At 58.3% G+C, this 15,619-nt stretch carries 12 protein-coding genes and 1 pseudogene; 2 read left to right on the top strand and 11 right to left on the bottom strand.

The genetic code is table 11. The features are described 5' to 3' along the window. The first annotated feature begins 105 nt into the window (after window positions 1-105). Together ABDB81_RS08830 and ABDB81_RS08825 are read left to right on the top strand one after the other, a co-directional pair. Window positions 106-2,109, top strand: coding sequence for a phage integrase family protein (locus ABDB81_RS08830; RefSeq protein WP_346810612.1), 2,004 nt, complete (start codon window positions 106-108; stop codon window positions 2,107-2,109). 84 nt (window positions 2,110-2,193) lie between these two features. Beyond that, window positions 2,194-2,466, top strand: coding sequence for a hypothetical protein (locus tag ABDB81_RS08825; RefSeq protein ID WP_137927734.1), 273 nt, complete (start codon window positions 2,194-2,196; stop codon window positions 2,464-2,466). Between the two features lie 265 nt (window positions 2,467-2,731). Here ABDB81_RS08825 and ABDB81_RS08820 read toward each other — a convergent pair whose 3' ends face one another. The 11 genes and pseudogenes from ABDB81_RS08820 to ABDB81_RS08770 form a co-directional block, all read right to left on the bottom strand. Beyond that, the gene (locus ABDB81_RS08820) at window positions 2,732-3,997 is read right to left on the bottom strand and encodes a helix-turn-helix domain-containing protein (protein ID WP_137927733.1); all 1,266 of its coding nucleotides are present in this window, start codon (window positions 3,995-3,997) and stop codon (window positions 2,732-2,734) included. A 592-nt stretch (window positions 3,998-4,589) separates the two neighbouring features. Next, window positions 4,590-5,738, bottom strand: a complete 1,149-nt coding sequence (locus ABDB81_RS08815) for a ParB/RepB/Spo0J family partition protein (protein WP_237380999.1) — start codon at window positions 5,736-5,738, stop codon at window positions 4,590-4,592. Further along, a complete protein-coding gene (locus tag ABDB81_RS08810; protein ID WP_249359677.1) occupies window positions 5,738-6,877 on the bottom strand; it encodes an AAA family ATPase in 1,140 nt (379 codons plus the stop codon). The genes ABDB81_RS08815 and ABDB81_RS08810 overlap by 1 nt, the downstream gene beginning before the upstream one ends. Window positions 6,878-7,193: 316 nt before the next feature. Further along, complete coding sequence (locus ABDB81_RS08805; protein WP_137927732.1) at window positions 7,194-8,921, bottom strand: ATP-dependent helicase; 1,728 nt, start codon at window positions 8,919-8,921, stop codon at window positions 7,194-7,196. A gap of 280 nt (window positions 8,922-9,201) precedes the next feature. Further along, window positions 9,202-10,041: an ATPase gene (locus ABDB81_RS08800; RefSeq protein ID WP_137927731.1), complete on the bottom strand. Its 840-nt coding sequence runs from the start codon at window positions 10,039-10,041 to the stop codon at window positions 9,202-9,204. 44 nt (window positions 10,042-10,085) lie between these two features. Further along, window positions 10,086-10,706 (bottom strand): DUF4400 domain-containing protein, encoded by a 621-nt coding sequence (locus tag ABDB81_RS08795; RefSeq protein WP_137927730.1) that lies wholly within the window; start codon window positions 10,704-10,706, stop codon window positions 10,086-10,088. A gap of 3 nt (window positions 10,707-10,709) precedes the next feature. Next, on the bottom strand, window positions 10,710-10,964 hold the full coding sequence (locus ABDB81_RS08790) for a hypothetical protein (RefSeq protein ID WP_237380996.1): 255 nt from the start codon (window positions 10,962-10,964) through the stop codon (window positions 10,710-10,712). A 16-nt stretch (window positions 10,965-10,980) separates the two neighbouring features. Continuing rightward, on the bottom strand, window positions 10,981-11,487 hold the full coding sequence (locus ABDB81_RS08785) for a hypothetical protein (protein ID WP_137927728.1): 507 nt from the start codon (window positions 11,485-11,487) through the stop codon (window positions 10,981-10,983). Window positions 11,488-11,493: 6 nt separating this feature from the next. Next, window positions 11,494-13,360 (bottom strand): annotated as a pseudogene (gene traD, locus ABDB81_RS08780) (conjugative transfer system coupling protein TraD). Continuing rightward, on the bottom strand, window positions 13,360-14,580 hold the full coding sequence (locus ABDB81_RS08775; RefSeq protein ID WP_137927726.1) for a TraI domain-containing protein: 1,221 nt from the start codon (window positions 14,578-14,580) through the stop codon (window positions 13,360-13,362). The pseudogene traD and the gene ABDB81_RS08775 overlap by 1 nt, the downstream one beginning before the upstream one ends. Next, a complete protein-coding gene (locus tag ABDB81_RS08770; RefSeq protein ID WP_137927725.1) occupies window positions 14,577-15,614 on the bottom strand; it encodes a type IV secretion system protein in 1,038 nt (345 codons plus the stop codon). The genes ABDB81_RS08775 and ABDB81_RS08770 overlap by 4 nt, the downstream gene beginning before the upstream one ends. Between the last annotated feature and the right edge of the window lie 5 nt (window positions 15,615-15,619).

The raw sequence follows: 15,619 nt of genomic DNA, 5'->3' as shown, positions 1-15,619 counted from the left end.
ACAGCCACGGTTCGCTCGCGCCGCAGGTCCGTCACTCGGCGTCAACTCCATCGCGGTCACTTCGGCTTTCTGCGCGCCACCATTCAGGGTCTGCACGCCCGGAGCATGTGGGACCGCTACCTAGCGGAAGAAGGGGAGATCGAGGCTGAGGCGGATGCGCGCGCCGCGGCCGATGGCGGGGAAGCTGACGCCTTTTCGCGCCATCCCAAGGTCAGGCGCGTCACGGCGTGGCTGCGCGACGAACTGGCGGCAGCTGCGCGGCGCACGCAGCGTCCAAGCATGGCCCGCCTGGTGCGCGTGGATCTGCGCCAGATCGGTCGGCCGGGCGCCGGCCTCCCCTCGTTGGAGGATTTTGCCGCCGCCGAAGGGCTGGACGGCTTCAGCGAGGCCGAGCAGCTGGCCGCCTATCAGGAGCAGCACGGCACGGCCCTCGAACGGGAGAAAAAGCGCGTCGCCCTCATGCGAAAGCAGCTGGAGGCGATGGACTGGCTGGAAACGCAGTATGCGCGCCCGGTGCTGGTGGATGATGGCTGCCGGGCCTGGCTCGCCGACACGCTGGCCAGTCGCTTAGAAGCTGCTGGCGTCGAAACGATCGGCCAACTCATCGACCGCATCAACGGCCTGGGTACAGGCTGGTCAACGGCGCTGCCCGGCATCGGCGCCGGCAAGGCCCGTGCCGTGGAGCGGTTCCTTGAGGCCCACCAGGACACGCTTACCCGCACGATTGGCCAGCACGTCGCGGTGCCCCGCCGGCAGCGCTACGCGCATGAGCTCGCCCGCGTCGTGCCGCGCGCGACGGGGCTGGTGCCCCTAGACAAGCTCGTGGTCCCAGCGGAACTGGATGGCCGGGCCGGAACTTACCGTCGACCACAGGCGCAATGCCTGCTCTCCGCCCACAACGATTACGAGGCGGTGCTCGCCTGGCTGCGCGCGAAGCCCGGCCTCCCGCCTGAGCAGGTCTCTCGCATTCGCGAAAAGCGTCGCGACATCAGCACGGTACCCGGCCCGCTGGACTGGCTGCAGACGCTCTCTCACACGCAGCGCGCCTACCGGAAAGAAGCCGAACGCCTCCTGCTATGGGCAATCCTCGTCCGTGGCAAGCCGCTCTCTTCAATGACGCACGAAGACTGCATTGCCTACCGGGAATTTCTCGCGGCGCCGCCTTCGGACTGGTGCGCGCCGCGATCGCGCGAGCGGTGGAGCCCGATCTGGCGCCCTTTCGAGGGACCGTTGTCGGACCGGGCGCGCGCCTACTCGATAGGCGTGCTCAACAACCTATACCGGTTCTTGGTGGACCAGAACTATCTGATGGGCAATCCATGGCATGGCGTGCACGTGCCACGCACCGCCGCGCCCAAGCTCGATGTAGGCCGCAGTTTCACCGAGGCCCAGTGGAATTTTGTCCGTACAGAGGCCACCGCCCTGCCCCAGACGTCGGCCAACCTCCGTCTTCGATTCGCCTTGTCGTTGCTGTACACCACGGGCATGCGGCTGTCAGAAGCCGTAAGCGTGACCACTGATCACCTGGAGTGGGTCAGTTTCCCAGGCGCCCGTGGCGATAGGCCGGTGGAGGGTTGGCGTCTGGAAGTGCTGGGAAAGGGAAGTAAGCTCCGGCGCGTGCCGATGGCGCCCGTCGTCATAAGCGAGCTGGCCACGTACCTCGCACACCGCGGATTCCGGTCAGAGCCTGACCAAGGGCGCTTGCCTCGGAGCGTCTTTCTCCTGGGCGAGGCCATTGACGCTGGCCAACTAGCGCCTTGGATGATGCAGCGACAGCCAGATGCCGCCCGCGGCGTCACGCCTGACACCCTATACAAGCAATTGAAGGGGTTCTTTGCTAAGTGCGCGACTGCCCTGCAACCTCACGACGAGCGTGGAGCTGAGCGGCTGGCCGCTGCCAGCACTCATTGGCTTCGCCACACTCATATCTCGCACGCGCTTGCCGCTGGCGCACCGTTGGAAGTCGTCCAGCAGAACGCTGGCCACGCTTCCTTGGATACGACGACGAAGTACGTCACCACCGAAGAAGCACGGCGCATGGCGGCGATGCTTGCGGTCTGGAGCTCCGACCGTAGCGAGACGATGGAACCCCCCGCTTCAGAGGGGTGAGTTTTTTGCGTCGAATATAAGGTCCCTCGAGCTATACGTAGAGCGTCGTTCAATCCCGAGTGGCGCACTTCTACAAGGCTTGAAATGACAATCTTCACCCTCTTTCCCAACTGGCCAGAATTCGCGTACGTCGTAATCGGCGGCGCTCTCCTGGCCCTCGGTCTCCCATTTGGCGGCTTTCATGGCTGGTCGCAAAAACAGTGGTCACTGGCGACGGCAATTGCAGCTACCTGTATCGGTACGGCTGTTCCAACAATGGCCACGGTCTCGGCAATAGGCAATCCCGACGCCCTCCCCGGTGTTTTCGCGTTCTGGTCCCTAGTTGCGGCGATGAGCGCTGTGCTTGGCGGTAGATGAGGTAGTTTATTCGGGGGGGGGGGGGCTCCCCCCTTCTTGCTAGCCTTTGGCTGCCACTGCGGCACATTTTGGTCACAGCGGCGTGTCGGAGCCGAGACTCATTTTGTCGTACGTTCAGTATATAAATTTAGTTCAGTCGGTCGGTTTTGTCGTGCCTAGTCTGCAAGAAAATTCCCGGTTGGACTGTTTCTTCGTAGAAGACTGGTTGTTTACCCACGGGGTTAACGTCTCGCATTGGTGAGAGATGGTTGACCATCGCCGCTCCTCAACCCGCCAGCCGTTCGCTGCGCCGAATTGATGCCGGCAACTGTTGACGCAAGAGCGCGAGCGACTGGGCGAGGTGGCCGGCCACGTCGTTGCGGCTGCGTCGATCGGGCTCGCGCATTTCCTTTGGGGTGAGCGAGGCAATTTGGCCGGAGGCCAATGCCTCGAGCTGACCCAAAGCCGCATGCAACGGAGTGGATGACGTAAAACTGCCTCGGCGGACGACCACAGACACTTCGTCGACCGAAATGGTCGATCCGTCCGGCAACTCAAATTTTTTGCCGCGCAGGCTCACTGCCAATTGGCTGATCCGGTTCTGCGTTTCGGCGGCTTTCCTTTCTCGCTGCTGTTCCTGGTCAGCCATATCCGCATGCTCTTTCGCGATAAAGGTGAAGTCGACGTCCTTGGACAACAGGGAACTCAGGTAGGCGTAAAGCTCTTTGCCCTGCAGCTTCTGAAGAGCGTGTTTGGTCACTGCCACCACATCGGAGAGCCGCTTGCCCGCTGCGCGCGCAGCCTTCATGAGTTTGAAGATGGCTGTGACCGCCAATGCGTTTCGCTCGGCCAACCAGGCCAAGTCGGAAGGAACTGCTTTCCCATTGATGGTCTTGAAGGCGTGCTTCCGCTCGGATAGGTTCTTTTCGGCCTCCTTGCTCCCGATGCTCGGCGGCTTGTAAGTCATTGATTTAAATGATTTTTCTGTCAAGTTATCGGAGGTGCGCGAGGAAGCACCTGCAACTACAGCGTTGTCGCGGTGCTGAGCGACCGCATGCTCAAAAGTACGTTGCAAAAATCCGAGTGCTCCTAATAACTTCAGAGTGAATCGAATCCTTCCGATGTTTTGAAGCTTCATTCGTGTACGGAGCTGTTTCTCGCGTTCGATAAGGCCCTGCCCTTCCAGGGTCGACAACGCACGATAGACAGTAGCTTCGCTAACTCCGACATGACGGGCCAACGTTTCCTTCTTAACGTAGGCTAATTGGTGCATGTTTTTGTCGTTAAGAGAGAACCGAATCAATGCTGCTAATACCTGACGGGTCGTGATTGAAAGATCATTAAAAAATCGGGATTCGTACGCGAGTGCAATCGCCTTCATAACGCGCGAAGGAAGAAAATCAGGGCTTTCAAAGCTATTGGAAACTTCTTGAGTTACCGCTTCGCATTGCGCGAGCGATGTCTGCTTATTAATCGCAAACTGTGCTTCTTTAGCGTACGCACTATTTGCAGAGAAAATAAGCTCTCCACCGACTGCTGTATTGGTCGTCATCGTTTGCTCATTTAGTTTTTATTCGTGAAGAGCATTGACACGACGATCCGAGCTTCCTACACTCCAGTTGCGAGCTTGAGTTTGGAAGTAAGACCGAAGTCAACGCATCACTGAGAAAGCCTGGAGTTGCAGCTCCGGGCTTTTTCTTTTTGTCTTTTGCGTCTAGGGGCTCATTGGCGCTCCAGTCGATTCAAAGGCCACAAAAGAAAACGCCCCAGGGTTACTGGGGCGTTTTCTTTTGGTGTCTGGGATCGAGGTCCATTTAGCCGGCTAAATGGACCGGACCAGGGAGACCCGTATCGCTGACTGTCCGGATGCTCGTGCCGAACGTTTAGCCGGCTAAACGAGAACGGTGGGACGAACGCGTTTAGCCGGCTAAACGCAGGAAAGGTCCGCAGGTTGCCAGCGTTTAGCCGGCTAAATGGCTGCGCGATCAGAGTGAGAAGGGTAAGGGCGTTTAGCCGGCTAAATACCAGTCCGCCTGAGCGGACACTAGCATCCAACTGGCTTAATGATGTAGCAATGTCGAGGCCGAATGACTTCCCCATGCGTTGCATGGAAGGGGAATGCATGTCGGCCATGACTGAGTGCATCATACGTCTCTTTTTCCGGCGGAGAGGCGCTCAAGAAGAACTTCCTTGATTCCCTCGCCGCCGCCACTGTTCAGCGCATCGACAGCGGCACCTAGGATCTCGAGCAACTCCTGCTTCGCCTCAGTCGAAAGAGCAGCCGACGGCTGGAGTTTTAGTTCGATCCCGCCATTGGCGTACTCACGCAGTGAGCCGCCCTTGGCGGAACCCACCATAATCGGGCGATTCGTCAGTGCGGCCTTGCGTTCCCGCTTCGCACCAGGTTCACGAACGAATTGACGGACCAGCGCCTCGATACCGCGGCGGGAGACGTTCTCGTCGATGACCTTGTCCACGAGCGCGAGCAATTGATCGTCGCCCAGCTGAGACATATCCCCAATCTGCCGTGACAACTCAGCCGCGACGGTGTAGGGGAATGCCTCACTATGCTCGGCCATCCGGTCAGTTACCTTCTGGGGGAACTTCCCGTAGGACAGCATATTGCTGATCGTTGCCTTGCTCCTATCAAGCCGTTCAGCCAACCATTCCAGCGTGGCGTGACCTTTGCCGACGAGCTCGGCCCAGCGCAGACCCTGGTCAATTTGAGAAATTGGCTCCGTCGAGTCAGTACGCTCAAACGAAACGGCATAGAACTCTTTCGCATCGTTGGGATCGACCGCACGCTCAAGCGCCCAAAGCTGGTTCCATCCCAACTTCTGCCCGCTCCGGAAACGCGTCTCGCCATCGACGATGAACCAATAACCCGCCTTAGCGGGGTTCTTCGTGACAATGATTGGCGATTCCTGACCGTCCGTGGACATCTGGAGGCTTAGCTCCTTGATGCGAGCTGCCGAACGATGAATCCGAGCATTCCATGGATGGGTTTCCAGTCGATCAATGGCAACCGGAAAGCCCCTTACGGCCCCGTCATCCAAGCGGATGGAGGGCTCAGAAACCGTTACGGGCGCGTGTTCAGCCGCGACGATAGCGGGCGCAGGCGCAGTCGTCACAGCATCGGTCACCGGGACCGTGGCGGCGCCGGCCGATCGCTTGGGAAATGCCGCAATCTTGAAGCCGCCGCCTGGCACGGGTGCCGCGGCCGGCGTGTCGCCGCCCGGCGATGCTACTTCTGCAACTGGCGGCGGCTGGAAGGAACGCTTTCTTTCAGTCATTAGTTAGTCGCCCTCCTCGATTCGGGAGCGTCGTCGAACAAGCCCGGCGTTTCGCCACGTGCGAACGTCTCTTCGGCAATGTTCATCACAAACTTGCACACGTTTCGGATCTCTTCGTGCTGCCGTTCCAGTGCGCGCGTCCACCCCTCAAACGTGACGGGCAGCACCTCTTCAAGCTCGTGACCGATGTCATGCATCAGCGAACGTGGGAAGCGCTCGGATTCACCCACGTGCGGGGCAATCGGAACATCGTCACCGAAAGACCGCTGCAAGGCGCTCATGACGCGAGCGCTGCGGCTGTTATTCGCCTTGAAGAAATTGGGAACCGCGACGACCTGGGGAATCGGCAGTTGCGACTCCGATAGCCCCGTCAGTTCGTTCGCAAGGAAACTGAGCGACTTCACAGTCAGCGCATCGAGGCGAACCGGAATCAGTAGCAAATCGGCTGCAACGATTGACGCACGAGACACGACAGACGTAGACGGCGCGTTGTCGATCAGGATGATGTCGATATCCTTGAGGTCGCTGTCGGCATGCGCTGAAATCCAATTCCGCAGAAATTGCTCGCGGTTCGGTTGAATTGCCAGTCGATAACCCAGCTCGCCAAGCGTAATGTCAGCAGGCACCAGCTTGGGGCCATGTTCCCCATACGGTTTCACGATGATCTCGGACAGCGGCAGCGTAGTTTTTTCCCCATTGGCCGGATACAAGGCATTGAGGAAGGTATGCTTGACGAGCCACTGATTCGGCTTGCCGGCGTCCGCGACTTCATCTGGCTGGAACCCGTTCATAACGGTCAGCGACGCTTGGTCGTCCAGGTCGATGGCCATGACGTTGTAGCCCTGCAGAGTCAGTTCCGCCGTGAACTCGTTCGACAAGGTGCTTTTGCCAACGCCACCCTTCGGTACGTAAACGGCAATGACGAGTGGACGCTTGAACTTGACCTTGCCGCGATGGCGCTTGGATTTCGCCAACTGGAGGATCTGTTCGAGCGAATAGACAGGGCGCGTAGTGCTGCCTGCCGGAACCCGATCAGGAACAATCCCCTGTTCTTCGATCATCCTTCGGACGGTTGCCTCGCTGACGTCCAGCATCGGGACGATGTCTGCAAGACGGTACTTGTTAGTCTTGATTGGCACTTGGCAATCCTGAAAGGGTTTTTCGGCAAAAAAGCACGATTTCCCTATCATAGCAAAAATTACGGGCTACGCTATAAAAAGTGCCTTGTTGGTGAATGTTGCGGTGCCGCAGGCTATTAGCCAATAGAAACATGTTTTCGCAGTAGATTGGTTCTGTTGCTTTTATCCAACCGAAGTGCATGCTTTCGGTCATCGTATATGCCGTATAATGCATTTTATGCCCTGTCTCAGGCTTGGAGAGTGCTGAGAGAGGCAGGCCCATGTTTTCGGCAGATTTGTGCGACTGTCTTAAGCAGCACTTACAAGAGTCGTGCCGCTAGGCAAGCCCGGATTCGACGACAAATCGCGACGTCGGATTCTTCTTGGCAGTTGAAAGAAACATGGAGCTTCGAGCGCGCGTGAGACCCACATAAAAGAGCCGCCGTTCTTCGGCTTCCGTGCTGCCTTCGTCCGGAATCACCGTCTCTTCGAGACGAATCAGCGCCGTTTGATCCCACTCCAGCCCCTTGCTGGAATGGAAGGTCGTAAGGACGATGGCGTCTTCGCCAGGCTCGTTGTTCTTCCGACGCAGAAAATCGAGTCGGTCGGAGAACGTCCCATTTAGTCTGCTGAGCACGTCATACGTAGTGTTGATCGCGCGCTTGGCCTGATCCGATGTCGCCTTTTTCAGCATCCATTCGTGGACGCCATCAAGCACCAGGGCGTGAAACTCCCGTTCACAAAGCGCTCGCCATTCGGCCATCTTTTTGGTCAGTTCGACGAATTTTTCTGCCGCGTCCTCGCCGAGGCCTGCTTCGATCAAGTCTTTCTTCTTGACGCCTTCGGGAACCTTTCCGGCAGCGAACCTCTTATGGATCGTGTGCAAATCCGTGGACCCAATGCCGGTGTAGCCGAGGATTCCGTCAAGGCCGTTGCTCGTTGTTTGCTGAATAAGTTGGAGCAAGTTACCCATCAGTGCGGACTCAGGACGATCCAGGATCGATCGTCCCGCAGCGCGGTAGTACTTCACACCATGCGAACGGCAAACTGCTTCGACAGGGTCAAGAATACGATTCGTCCGAGCAAGGATGGCCGCGCTCTTCCCGGCGCGAACGGCCGCCGACATGGCCTCAACCGCAGCGACACCTTCCTTGTACTCGTCGTCATACCGTTGGAACTGGACAGATCCACCTTGGCCCTTGTTGGAGCGGAGTTCCTTGATGATCCGTTCCTCGTTGTTGCGGATCACGTTGTCGGCCACACTAAGGATTTCTGAGTGCGACCGGTAGTTGACCCCAAGTACGATCTGGCGGGCGCTGAACTCGCCAGCGAAGGCATCCATCCCTTTTTTTCCGAGGGCCGACCTGAAGCCGAAGATAGACTGATCGTCGTCCCCTACCAGTGTGGTCGTGGACCCAGATCGCGCGTGGATTGCAGTCCAAAGTGCCTGAAGCGAATCGCAATCCTGGTACTCATCGACCAATAGCACGTCGACGGCGTACGGCTTGATAGCACTGGATTGCATCCCCTTGACCGCGTGCCGCATCAAGTCTTGAAAGTCCACACGCCCATTCCGCTCCAGTGCAGCTTGATAGGCCACATATATCTGGCTTTCAACGCTATCGTCTGTGGGTGAGCCTAGCTCGGCCTTCAGACGCTCGATGACCGCAACCGCTTCCTCGATCTTCCATTCAAGCCCCATCTCCTGGAGAACCTGGACAATCAATGCCGCACGATCGCCATCAGAGGCAATATCCGGTCGCTTTCCAGCCACGGACGCCAATTGCTTATATGCGAGCGAGTGGAAGGTGCCGGCGATCAGCCGCTTCTTTGCCGCTGGGCCCGCCAGTGCGAGTATCCGGTCGCGAAGCTCGATTGCAGCATCCTTGCTAAAAGTGACCGCACCTACGGTCAGTGATGGGTCGCTCAGTAGCAATGCGGCCTTAGCGGCAATCGTCGCCGTTTTCCCAGCACCAGGAACAGCTACGGCCACGCAATGGTCGCGGCACTCCACGACTTCGCGCTGCGACGCGTTCAGCTTTTCGAGAACTTCAGCGAGAGACATAACTCGGTGTGGCGAATGCCTTGGGAGGGCCATTGACCGACATGGTCGGACTTGGTCCCTGCAAGTAGGAGAAAGTGCCAGCAACTGCCAGTAGCAAGCCTCGGTCCGCCATACAAACTGGCACTAGGAGGGACATAGTCCCACCATGTCCTACTTGCTGGCACAACGTCAGACTAACGAACTGGGTGACGCCGATCAGCTATCTGGCAGTTGGTGGCACCAAGTCCCACTACATCGCATTGCGACGGACTTGGTGCCACCATAGTTGTGCACGAAAGCACTAGATGCCGCGAACCGTTGTCATGAGCTTCAGATGCGTCGTGTAGCTGCGCAGGCCGAGTGGCTGGAACTTTCGCAAGAAACGGGTTACTTCATCATTGACATCGCTCTGGTCGCGAATTCCGTTCCACACCATGAAGTCGAACTGATCCATAGTCTGGTCGAATTTGATGAGTACCTGTAGCGCCCGCACGGCGAAACGCGAGTACGCCTGGACCTCGAGTGAGAGCGAAGGGCGCTGGATGGTCGGTACAAAGACGATCTCCTCCTTGCTGCGCATTTCGGTCTCTCGCTGCTCACGATAGGCCTTGGCAACCTGCAGCTGTTCGTCGACGTAGTCCTCAAGCTTGGAAAGCTCACGCTCGAAGTAGGTTTCGAGCGTGGACAACTCGGTGCGAGTGAACGTGCTTTGCCCGAAGCGCTGAAGATTCAGCGACATGCGGTTCATGTACGGCCACCATTGTTCGAAGAGGGGCCGCAAGCGCGTATGGTTCAACTTCAGAGCGATGGGAACAACAGCAGCGCCGGCAAGCTCGCGATCCAGGATCTGCATGCCGAGCTCACGACGGCGGCGGATAATTGCCTGACGCTGTTCAGGCTGTAGCTCACGAAAAAGCTTCCGGGTGCGCTCGACTTCCGCTTTGCGTTGCTCGTGGTCGGCCGTGGAGATTAGGCCTTCCTTACGCAGTGCATCGGCGGAGGCCTCCATCTCGTTGAGTTCGCGTTCGACGTCGCCGCTGCTGTCCAAGGCACCGAGCGTGCTCGGATTCGGGGGGGAAGCCGTGGTCGCCGCCGGATCCACTGGGAGGTCTTCGTTGGGGGTGAGGTCGGTCGTGGTCATGAATTTCTCCTGGGCATGGCCCATGTAGTCAGCAAGCGGCCGGATTATTTTCCGACGTGGAATGACGCTGCGAGGCGCCAGCAGAGTAGGCCCACCAGGCAGACGACATAGGTCCACCAGTTGGCGAGCAAGGAAAAGGGGAGCAGCAGCGCGGAAGCACCCAGCCCAAAGCAAAGCATCAGGCCGTGCGCTGCAACGTGGAACGACACAGGGTTCGCAAAGCCCGCACTGGCAGCGCGGATCTTCCGGGTGACAGAACCATCGTTGAACACGGCAAGCAGTAGGAAGAGTGCGCCGAACAACCAGTGGTAGGCCACACCGGCGCGGTACAAGGCTCTGTAAATGGTCAGCCAAAAATGCTTCATCCAACCGCGGCCGAAATCCGACGCACCGCCGTCGGATACTGCCGTCGAAGTATCCGAACCAGAGAATGAAGCCTTAACGGCACCGGTTTCAATGAACCACCTGTGAAATCGTGCGTTCGCGAGCAAAACCGCGCTTTGGGCTTTTCTCTGACCCAGCACTCGTTCAACGGACGTTTGTTCGGCCTCGCTGATCTCAAATGCCGACTGGTCCTGAATGAAGGGCGCCAAAGTGCAGATCATCAATGGCGAGACGATGAGCCAGAGGCGAACATGAGAAGCGAATCTGCTATTGCCGGCCATGATTTAGAACCAACGCAGAGCTAGAAAGACGGGAAAGGATGGGATAGCCACGATTGCCGCCCAAAACATCGCTGGTTTGATGACGGCGATCTGCACGAGAGCGAAGCACGCCGGGGCGGCGCCCTCAGCGAACGCCACCGGTCTTTCCCCTTTGTCCGGTGCGGTCGAAGTGATCCACTCATGCATGGCCAGTGCCAGGGTGGTATCCACCCCGCAGACCCGGGCGGCTATTCGGGCCGGAGCCTGCCGGAACAGCATGGCAGCGTGCCTCGCGTCAGTGTGCAAAGTTGCCAGCGACATCGTAGCTCTCAAAGTAGCGGGAGAAGGCATAGCCCGTGAGCACGCGAGCAGCCAGTTGGAAAGCGGCGCATCGCTGTGTGACCGGACCCGGTACGCGTTCTTCGACGACCTGGCAGACATATCCATCAGGCTGGCGCTGCTCGAACGAGGGGATGGATTCCTGGAACGGATCCCAGACGTTGTACCTCTCCCCTTTGAACGCGGCGTAGCGCTTCTCATAGAGATCATGAGCGCGCCCGAACAGCCCTTTCATGAATGCGACATTCGGATCACCTTGCTTGCGCGCAGCACGCCAGGCGGTGATGGCATCCAATAGCATTTCCTTGACCAAGGGTTCGTCACGGACCCGGAAGTTCACGCCGATGTAGTCGACCACACGAGTACAAACGTCATCGAGATCGGGCGAAAGCGTGAAAATAGGGGCGAGCTTCGTTGAAAGCTTGTTTTCCTTGACAACTTGTCGGAACAGACTGCTGCGCATGGATGGTTAGTCCTGAATAATTGGAATACGGCCCTGGTAGACGGCGCCACCGGAGATCCGCAGAAAAAACTGGAGGTTGGGCAATTGCATGAGAAGGTCATGCGGTATGAGCGGGACCTTTTCGAGCTGTGCCGACCGAGATACCGAGCCAGTGAACTCACCAACATGGGCTTCGGTGCCGGTGCTGGTACTACTGGAGACGACAAGGTTCCGAATCGCGGTGGTCCCAGCCTTCTCCGCAAACCACTGGGCGGTGTCGATGTCTTCCAATCGTAAGACGATCTGATTGTTCAAATTGCCCAGAACCTGGTTCATTTTTGCAACGTTTCCGAGCTTGGCAGTGAAGTCGGAGCGAGTCTGATAGGCGATGAATGCCTTGAAGCCGGCACCGCGTCCCTTATTCAAAAGCTGTAGTAACTGCTCGTTGATGGCCTCAGCCGCCTCGTCAACCTGAATGACAATCTCGGGAGGCTTGGCGTAGAAGTTGTAGATCGCCCCTGCGACCGACGCAATGTCGGCAAGCAGCATCGACATGACGGCCTGGGCCACCATCGAGTTAGATAGGGAATCCGCGCCGACGTAAAGGACTGCCTTCTGCTTTATGACCTTGTCGATATCCCAGATCTCGCGGTCGTCATGGAAGTCGTCGGCCTTCGGCGCCAGCATCAGCCCAGTCTCACCGGTGGCCAGCATCTGCAGAAGGGGCAGGGCGGACGCGATGATTCGACCGTAATGGTCCCGATCGTGCTGGAAAGTCGAGATGAGGCCGTCGATGGATTCGTGACCGTTGCCGACGTTTGCGAAGCGCTCGATGTACATCCGTACCATCGCATCTAGCCGCGTGCCACCGCCCCTTTTGTCCGACCTGCTGCATATAGCCGGCAACCTCTTCATCCCAGTCTGGCTTACCGGCTTCTGGGAAGAATCGCTGCAGCGCGCGCTCGAGCAGGTTGTTGATGCCGTTTTGTGCGTACTGAAGGATCGAGCGCAGATTGGGCTTGTCGCCCACATAGAGTTCGCCCTTGACAGACCGGTCGATAAATAGGAACGCAAATTGCCGGAAGGGGCCTTCCTCCATGAGCTGCGCGATACGCGTCGGAATCTCCGAGGGCTGCGACCAGTTCTCCAACGGATTGAGGCGAATGGATTGTGACGGCGCCGCCTGTTTCCAATACAGAAATTTCCGACCCGTACGCTCGCATTCTCGCCGGCATCGAGCGACCCACTCGGGGTCGTTCTTCGGGTCGATCACAATCAACACGTCGTTGGGATTGTGAATAACCTGGGTCGAGATGATCTCGAACGTGCGCGTTTTCCCCGCTCCGGTGGTACCGCTGATGGACGTATGACCGCCCATTGCCTTGTAGTGAAATGGAATAGGGTGCTTAGTCGATTCCAGGCCAGCGATCCAAGGCTTGCCCTGGGGCGAGCGGTCCGCGATGCTGCTCCCCGGTGCGAACGCCTTTTCGATGGCACGTACAGTCTGCTTGGGGAGCCACTTAGGTAGCCCAGGGATGTCCGTCGAAGGCATGCGCAGAATGTCGTGCGCGAGCTGGCAGTGCTTCTGCGTCCATTCGTAGCCAGTCCCGAGGTACATTGCATCCTCATCCTTGTCCCTGGAACGGAGTTTTTGGCTCTGGGCGAGAAGCGAGTCGATCCTTTCGACCGTCAGCCACTTCGTGGAAATAGCGAGACGGAATTTCAGGGCGCGCCAGACTTGAGTCGAGCGGAACAGTAGTACCGTCAGGCAGAGCAGCGCGAAGTATCCAGCGTGGGGGATGCCGCTGAACAGGACAAACACCGCGGCGAGGCTCCATCCGAGCGCGGCTCGGATCTCGTAGATCGGTCGGAAATGATTGGTATAGGGATTCATCACGACGAAATCGGAGCGATGAGGTTTCCCACCTCGTCGACCAGCAGAATGCTCTGCGCGTCAACCCGGTAGAGATGCTTGCCCTTGCGGAGGTGTTCAACCAGCGTGTCAGACGCCAGTCCGTAGTTGCCGAGCATTCGCTTGCTAACGGCCACTTTCCCATCCACGCGAGTGACCTTTGTCTTGCCGGTGGCCACGTCTTGCGAGAGCGCCTTGAAAAATTCACGCATGAGATTGGACGTTCCCGCCAACGCCTGGAAGGGGTCGTCCGCTAGCGTTTCCTTTCGGAGCGTGCGCGCGCCGTCCAACTGCAGGACGTTCCGCGACGATGGCTCTTGCGCTTCTGGTGTAGACGGCGATTTATTGTCGATACTCGGCGCAGCAGTCGGCGCCCCCGGCTGCTTGACTTCGCCAGTTGGCACAGAAGACGGACTGGCCACTGCGGTACAAGAGGGGCCGGAAACGGGAACGCCGTCCGCTTTCGCCAACAGCTCCGCGGCCGGAGCCGGCGTCGAGTCCGGAGCAAACTCGGCTTGACGGGCTTTCACCTCGAAGGTTGTCAGGGTCTCAATGGCCTGACGGGCCACTTTGTGCAAGAGAGATTCGAGACCGCTAGGACGCGGATCAGGATTGATGGCGCCAAAAAGGTCGGTCAGCACCTCGCTGTCAAAACGGCTCAGGCGTTCTGCGCCGAGGATCTCGCGCGCCAGGAGTGCCGTGCGCATTCGTTCCGGCTGAAGAGCGATTTCCCGCCGCGACACACGATAGCTACCTGTGCCGACCCAGTTTGAGAACGCACCATGAGCGGCAGGAATCCATTCAGCGCCGTCGCTGTCGCGGTAAAACTGGAAATGGCGACAAGGCTCATCGAGCCGCGAGCAACATGCTGCGAGGAACAGTGCATAAAGATACTGGGGTTCAAGCAGTCTCCGGCGCTCCGAAGGCTGATTTGCCCCAAATTTCTGCGCGCCGGACAATCGCATAGCGAAATATGCAGCCTCGATCGTGGCACGGAAGGCGCCCCCAGGTTCCGCATGCTCATTTGGGCGAAGGGGTACGCTAGAAAACCACTCTGCGCACCGGATAAGGATGCTCAACCATTTGTCGTCGAACTCCGCCGGCGTTGTCTCATTGGCGTATTGCCGAATCAACGCTACACGGCTTTCTTGCGCCGATAGGAGGGCCGCAGGAGGCAACGGTTGGTGGATATGTGTACTCATTTTTTGCTGAGAAACTTGCCGATTCCACCCGCTGCTTTCAGGCCGATCCGCATTGCGCCGCCGCCACTGACGCCACCGCCTGAACCGAAGATCCCAGTGGCAATCTTGGGGAGTTCCAAAGCCACGATTAACATGAAGATAGCGACACTCATCGCGTATGCTGCTCCCGCCAAGGTTGCTGTACCAACACCTTTCTGCTCCGAAAGCGTCGACACGAGGGCACTTGAGACGAGTTTCGCCATGATCGTTGCAACCACTGTGTACATGGACGCGCCGATCATGAAGTCGAGCCAGGAGGTGAAGTAGCGGCGGGTGTACTCAGACAAGCCTAATGCAACGGCGATGGGGCCGATAACGATGCCAATGGCCGCGGAGACCTCACCCAACGAAATGAAGATGACATACAAGCAGGCAGCCGCAGCGCAGAAGACAAACGCTATGACAAGAGGGATGCCGGCGAAGATGATCTTCAGCACATCGCTGATGCCCTGGGCCGCCGACATCGATTCAATGTACGAGTCCATGAATCCTGCCCCGACGCTGGCAAGTGTAAGGCCAGGTGTTGTGGCGTCTGTGCCCGCGATTTTGGTGGCAAGGGACTGGAAGTAGTCGTAAATGCCGGGTCCGAACTTGTCATAGCCCGCGTAGATCGACGCAAATATGCCAAGCAGTAGAATCGTCTCGAAGAAGTCAGTCCACGCGGATACAGGGTCCGACGTGGCGGCAAACCGCAAGCCCGCCAACGTCAGCGTGATGATGCCAAGACCGAACGCAATCTTGTCCGCGTCCGGTTTCACTGTCTTGCTCAAGGTTGTCGCGCCGGCAATAAGTCCCGTCCTAAACGACGTAAATTGTTCGAGCCACTTCTGGATTGACTCTCCGATGGTGCCTTTCTGTGCCCCGAGACCCACTGAAGGTTTGTTTGGTTGCTGGGCCTCGGTTCCCGTGTCCGGCCCGGAGGCCTGGGCGTAGACTGCGCCGGAGTGCAGCGCGAGTACCGAGAAGAGCAGCACGATGACGCGAGCGAACCACATCGGGT

Source organism: Cupriavidus sp. DL-D2 (genome assembly GCF_039710735.1).
In the GTDB taxonomy this organism is placed as follows: domain Bacteria; phylum Pseudomonadota; class Gammaproteobacteria; order Burkholderiales; family Burkholderiaceae; genus Cupriavidus.
This window is presented reverse-complemented; position numbering and strand designations above follow the sequence as displayed.

What these genes read in the sequence shown, in the direction of transcription:
- ABDB81_RS08830 (WP_346810612.1), top strand. Translation starts at nt 106, where the DNA reads ATGTGGGACCGCTACCTAGCGGAAGAAGGGGAGATCGAGGCTGAGGCG.
- ABDB81_RS08825 (WP_137927734.1), top strand. Translation starts at nt 2,194, where the DNA reads ATGACAATCTTCACCCTCTTTCCCAACTGGCCAGAATTCGCGTACGTC.
- ABDB81_RS08820 (WP_137927733.1), bottom strand. Translation starts at nt 3,997, where the DNA reads ATGACGACCAATACAGCAGTCGGTGGAGAGCTTATTTTCTCTGCAAAT.
- ABDB81_RS08815 (WP_237380999.1), bottom strand. Translation starts at nt 5,738, where the DNA reads ATGACTGAAAGAAAGCGTTCCTTCCAGCCGCCGCCAGTTGCAGAAGTA.
- ABDB81_RS08805 (WP_137927732.1), bottom strand. Translation starts at nt 8,921, where the DNA reads ATGTCTCTCGCTGAAGTTCTCGAAAAGCTGAACGCGTCGCAGCGCGAA.
- ABDB81_RS08800 (WP_137927731.1), bottom strand. Translation starts at nt 10,041, where the DNA reads ATGACCACGACCGACCTCACCCCCAACGAAGACCTCCCAGTGGATCCG.
- ABDB81_RS08795 (WP_137927730.1), bottom strand. Translation starts at nt 10,706, where the DNA reads ATGGCCGGCAATAGCAGATTCGCTTCTCATGTTCGCCTCTGGCTCATC.
- ABDB81_RS08790 (WP_237380996.1), bottom strand. Translation starts at nt 10,964, where the DNA reads ATGCTGTTCCGGCAGGCTCCGGCCCGAATAGCCGCCCGGGTCTGCGGG.
- ABDB81_RS08785 (WP_137927728.1), bottom strand. Translation starts at nt 11,487, where the DNA reads ATGCGCAGCAGTCTGTTCCGACAAGTTGTCAAGGAAAACAAGCTTTCA.
- ABDB81_RS08775 (WP_137927726.1), bottom strand. Translation starts at nt 14,580, where the DNA reads ATGAGTACACATATCCACCAACCGTTGCCTCCTGCGGCCCTCCTATCG.
- ABDB81_RS08770 (WP_137927725.1), bottom strand. Translation starts at nt 15,614, where the DNA reads ATGTGGTTCGCTCGCGTCATCGTGCTGCTCTTCTCGGTACTCGCGCTG.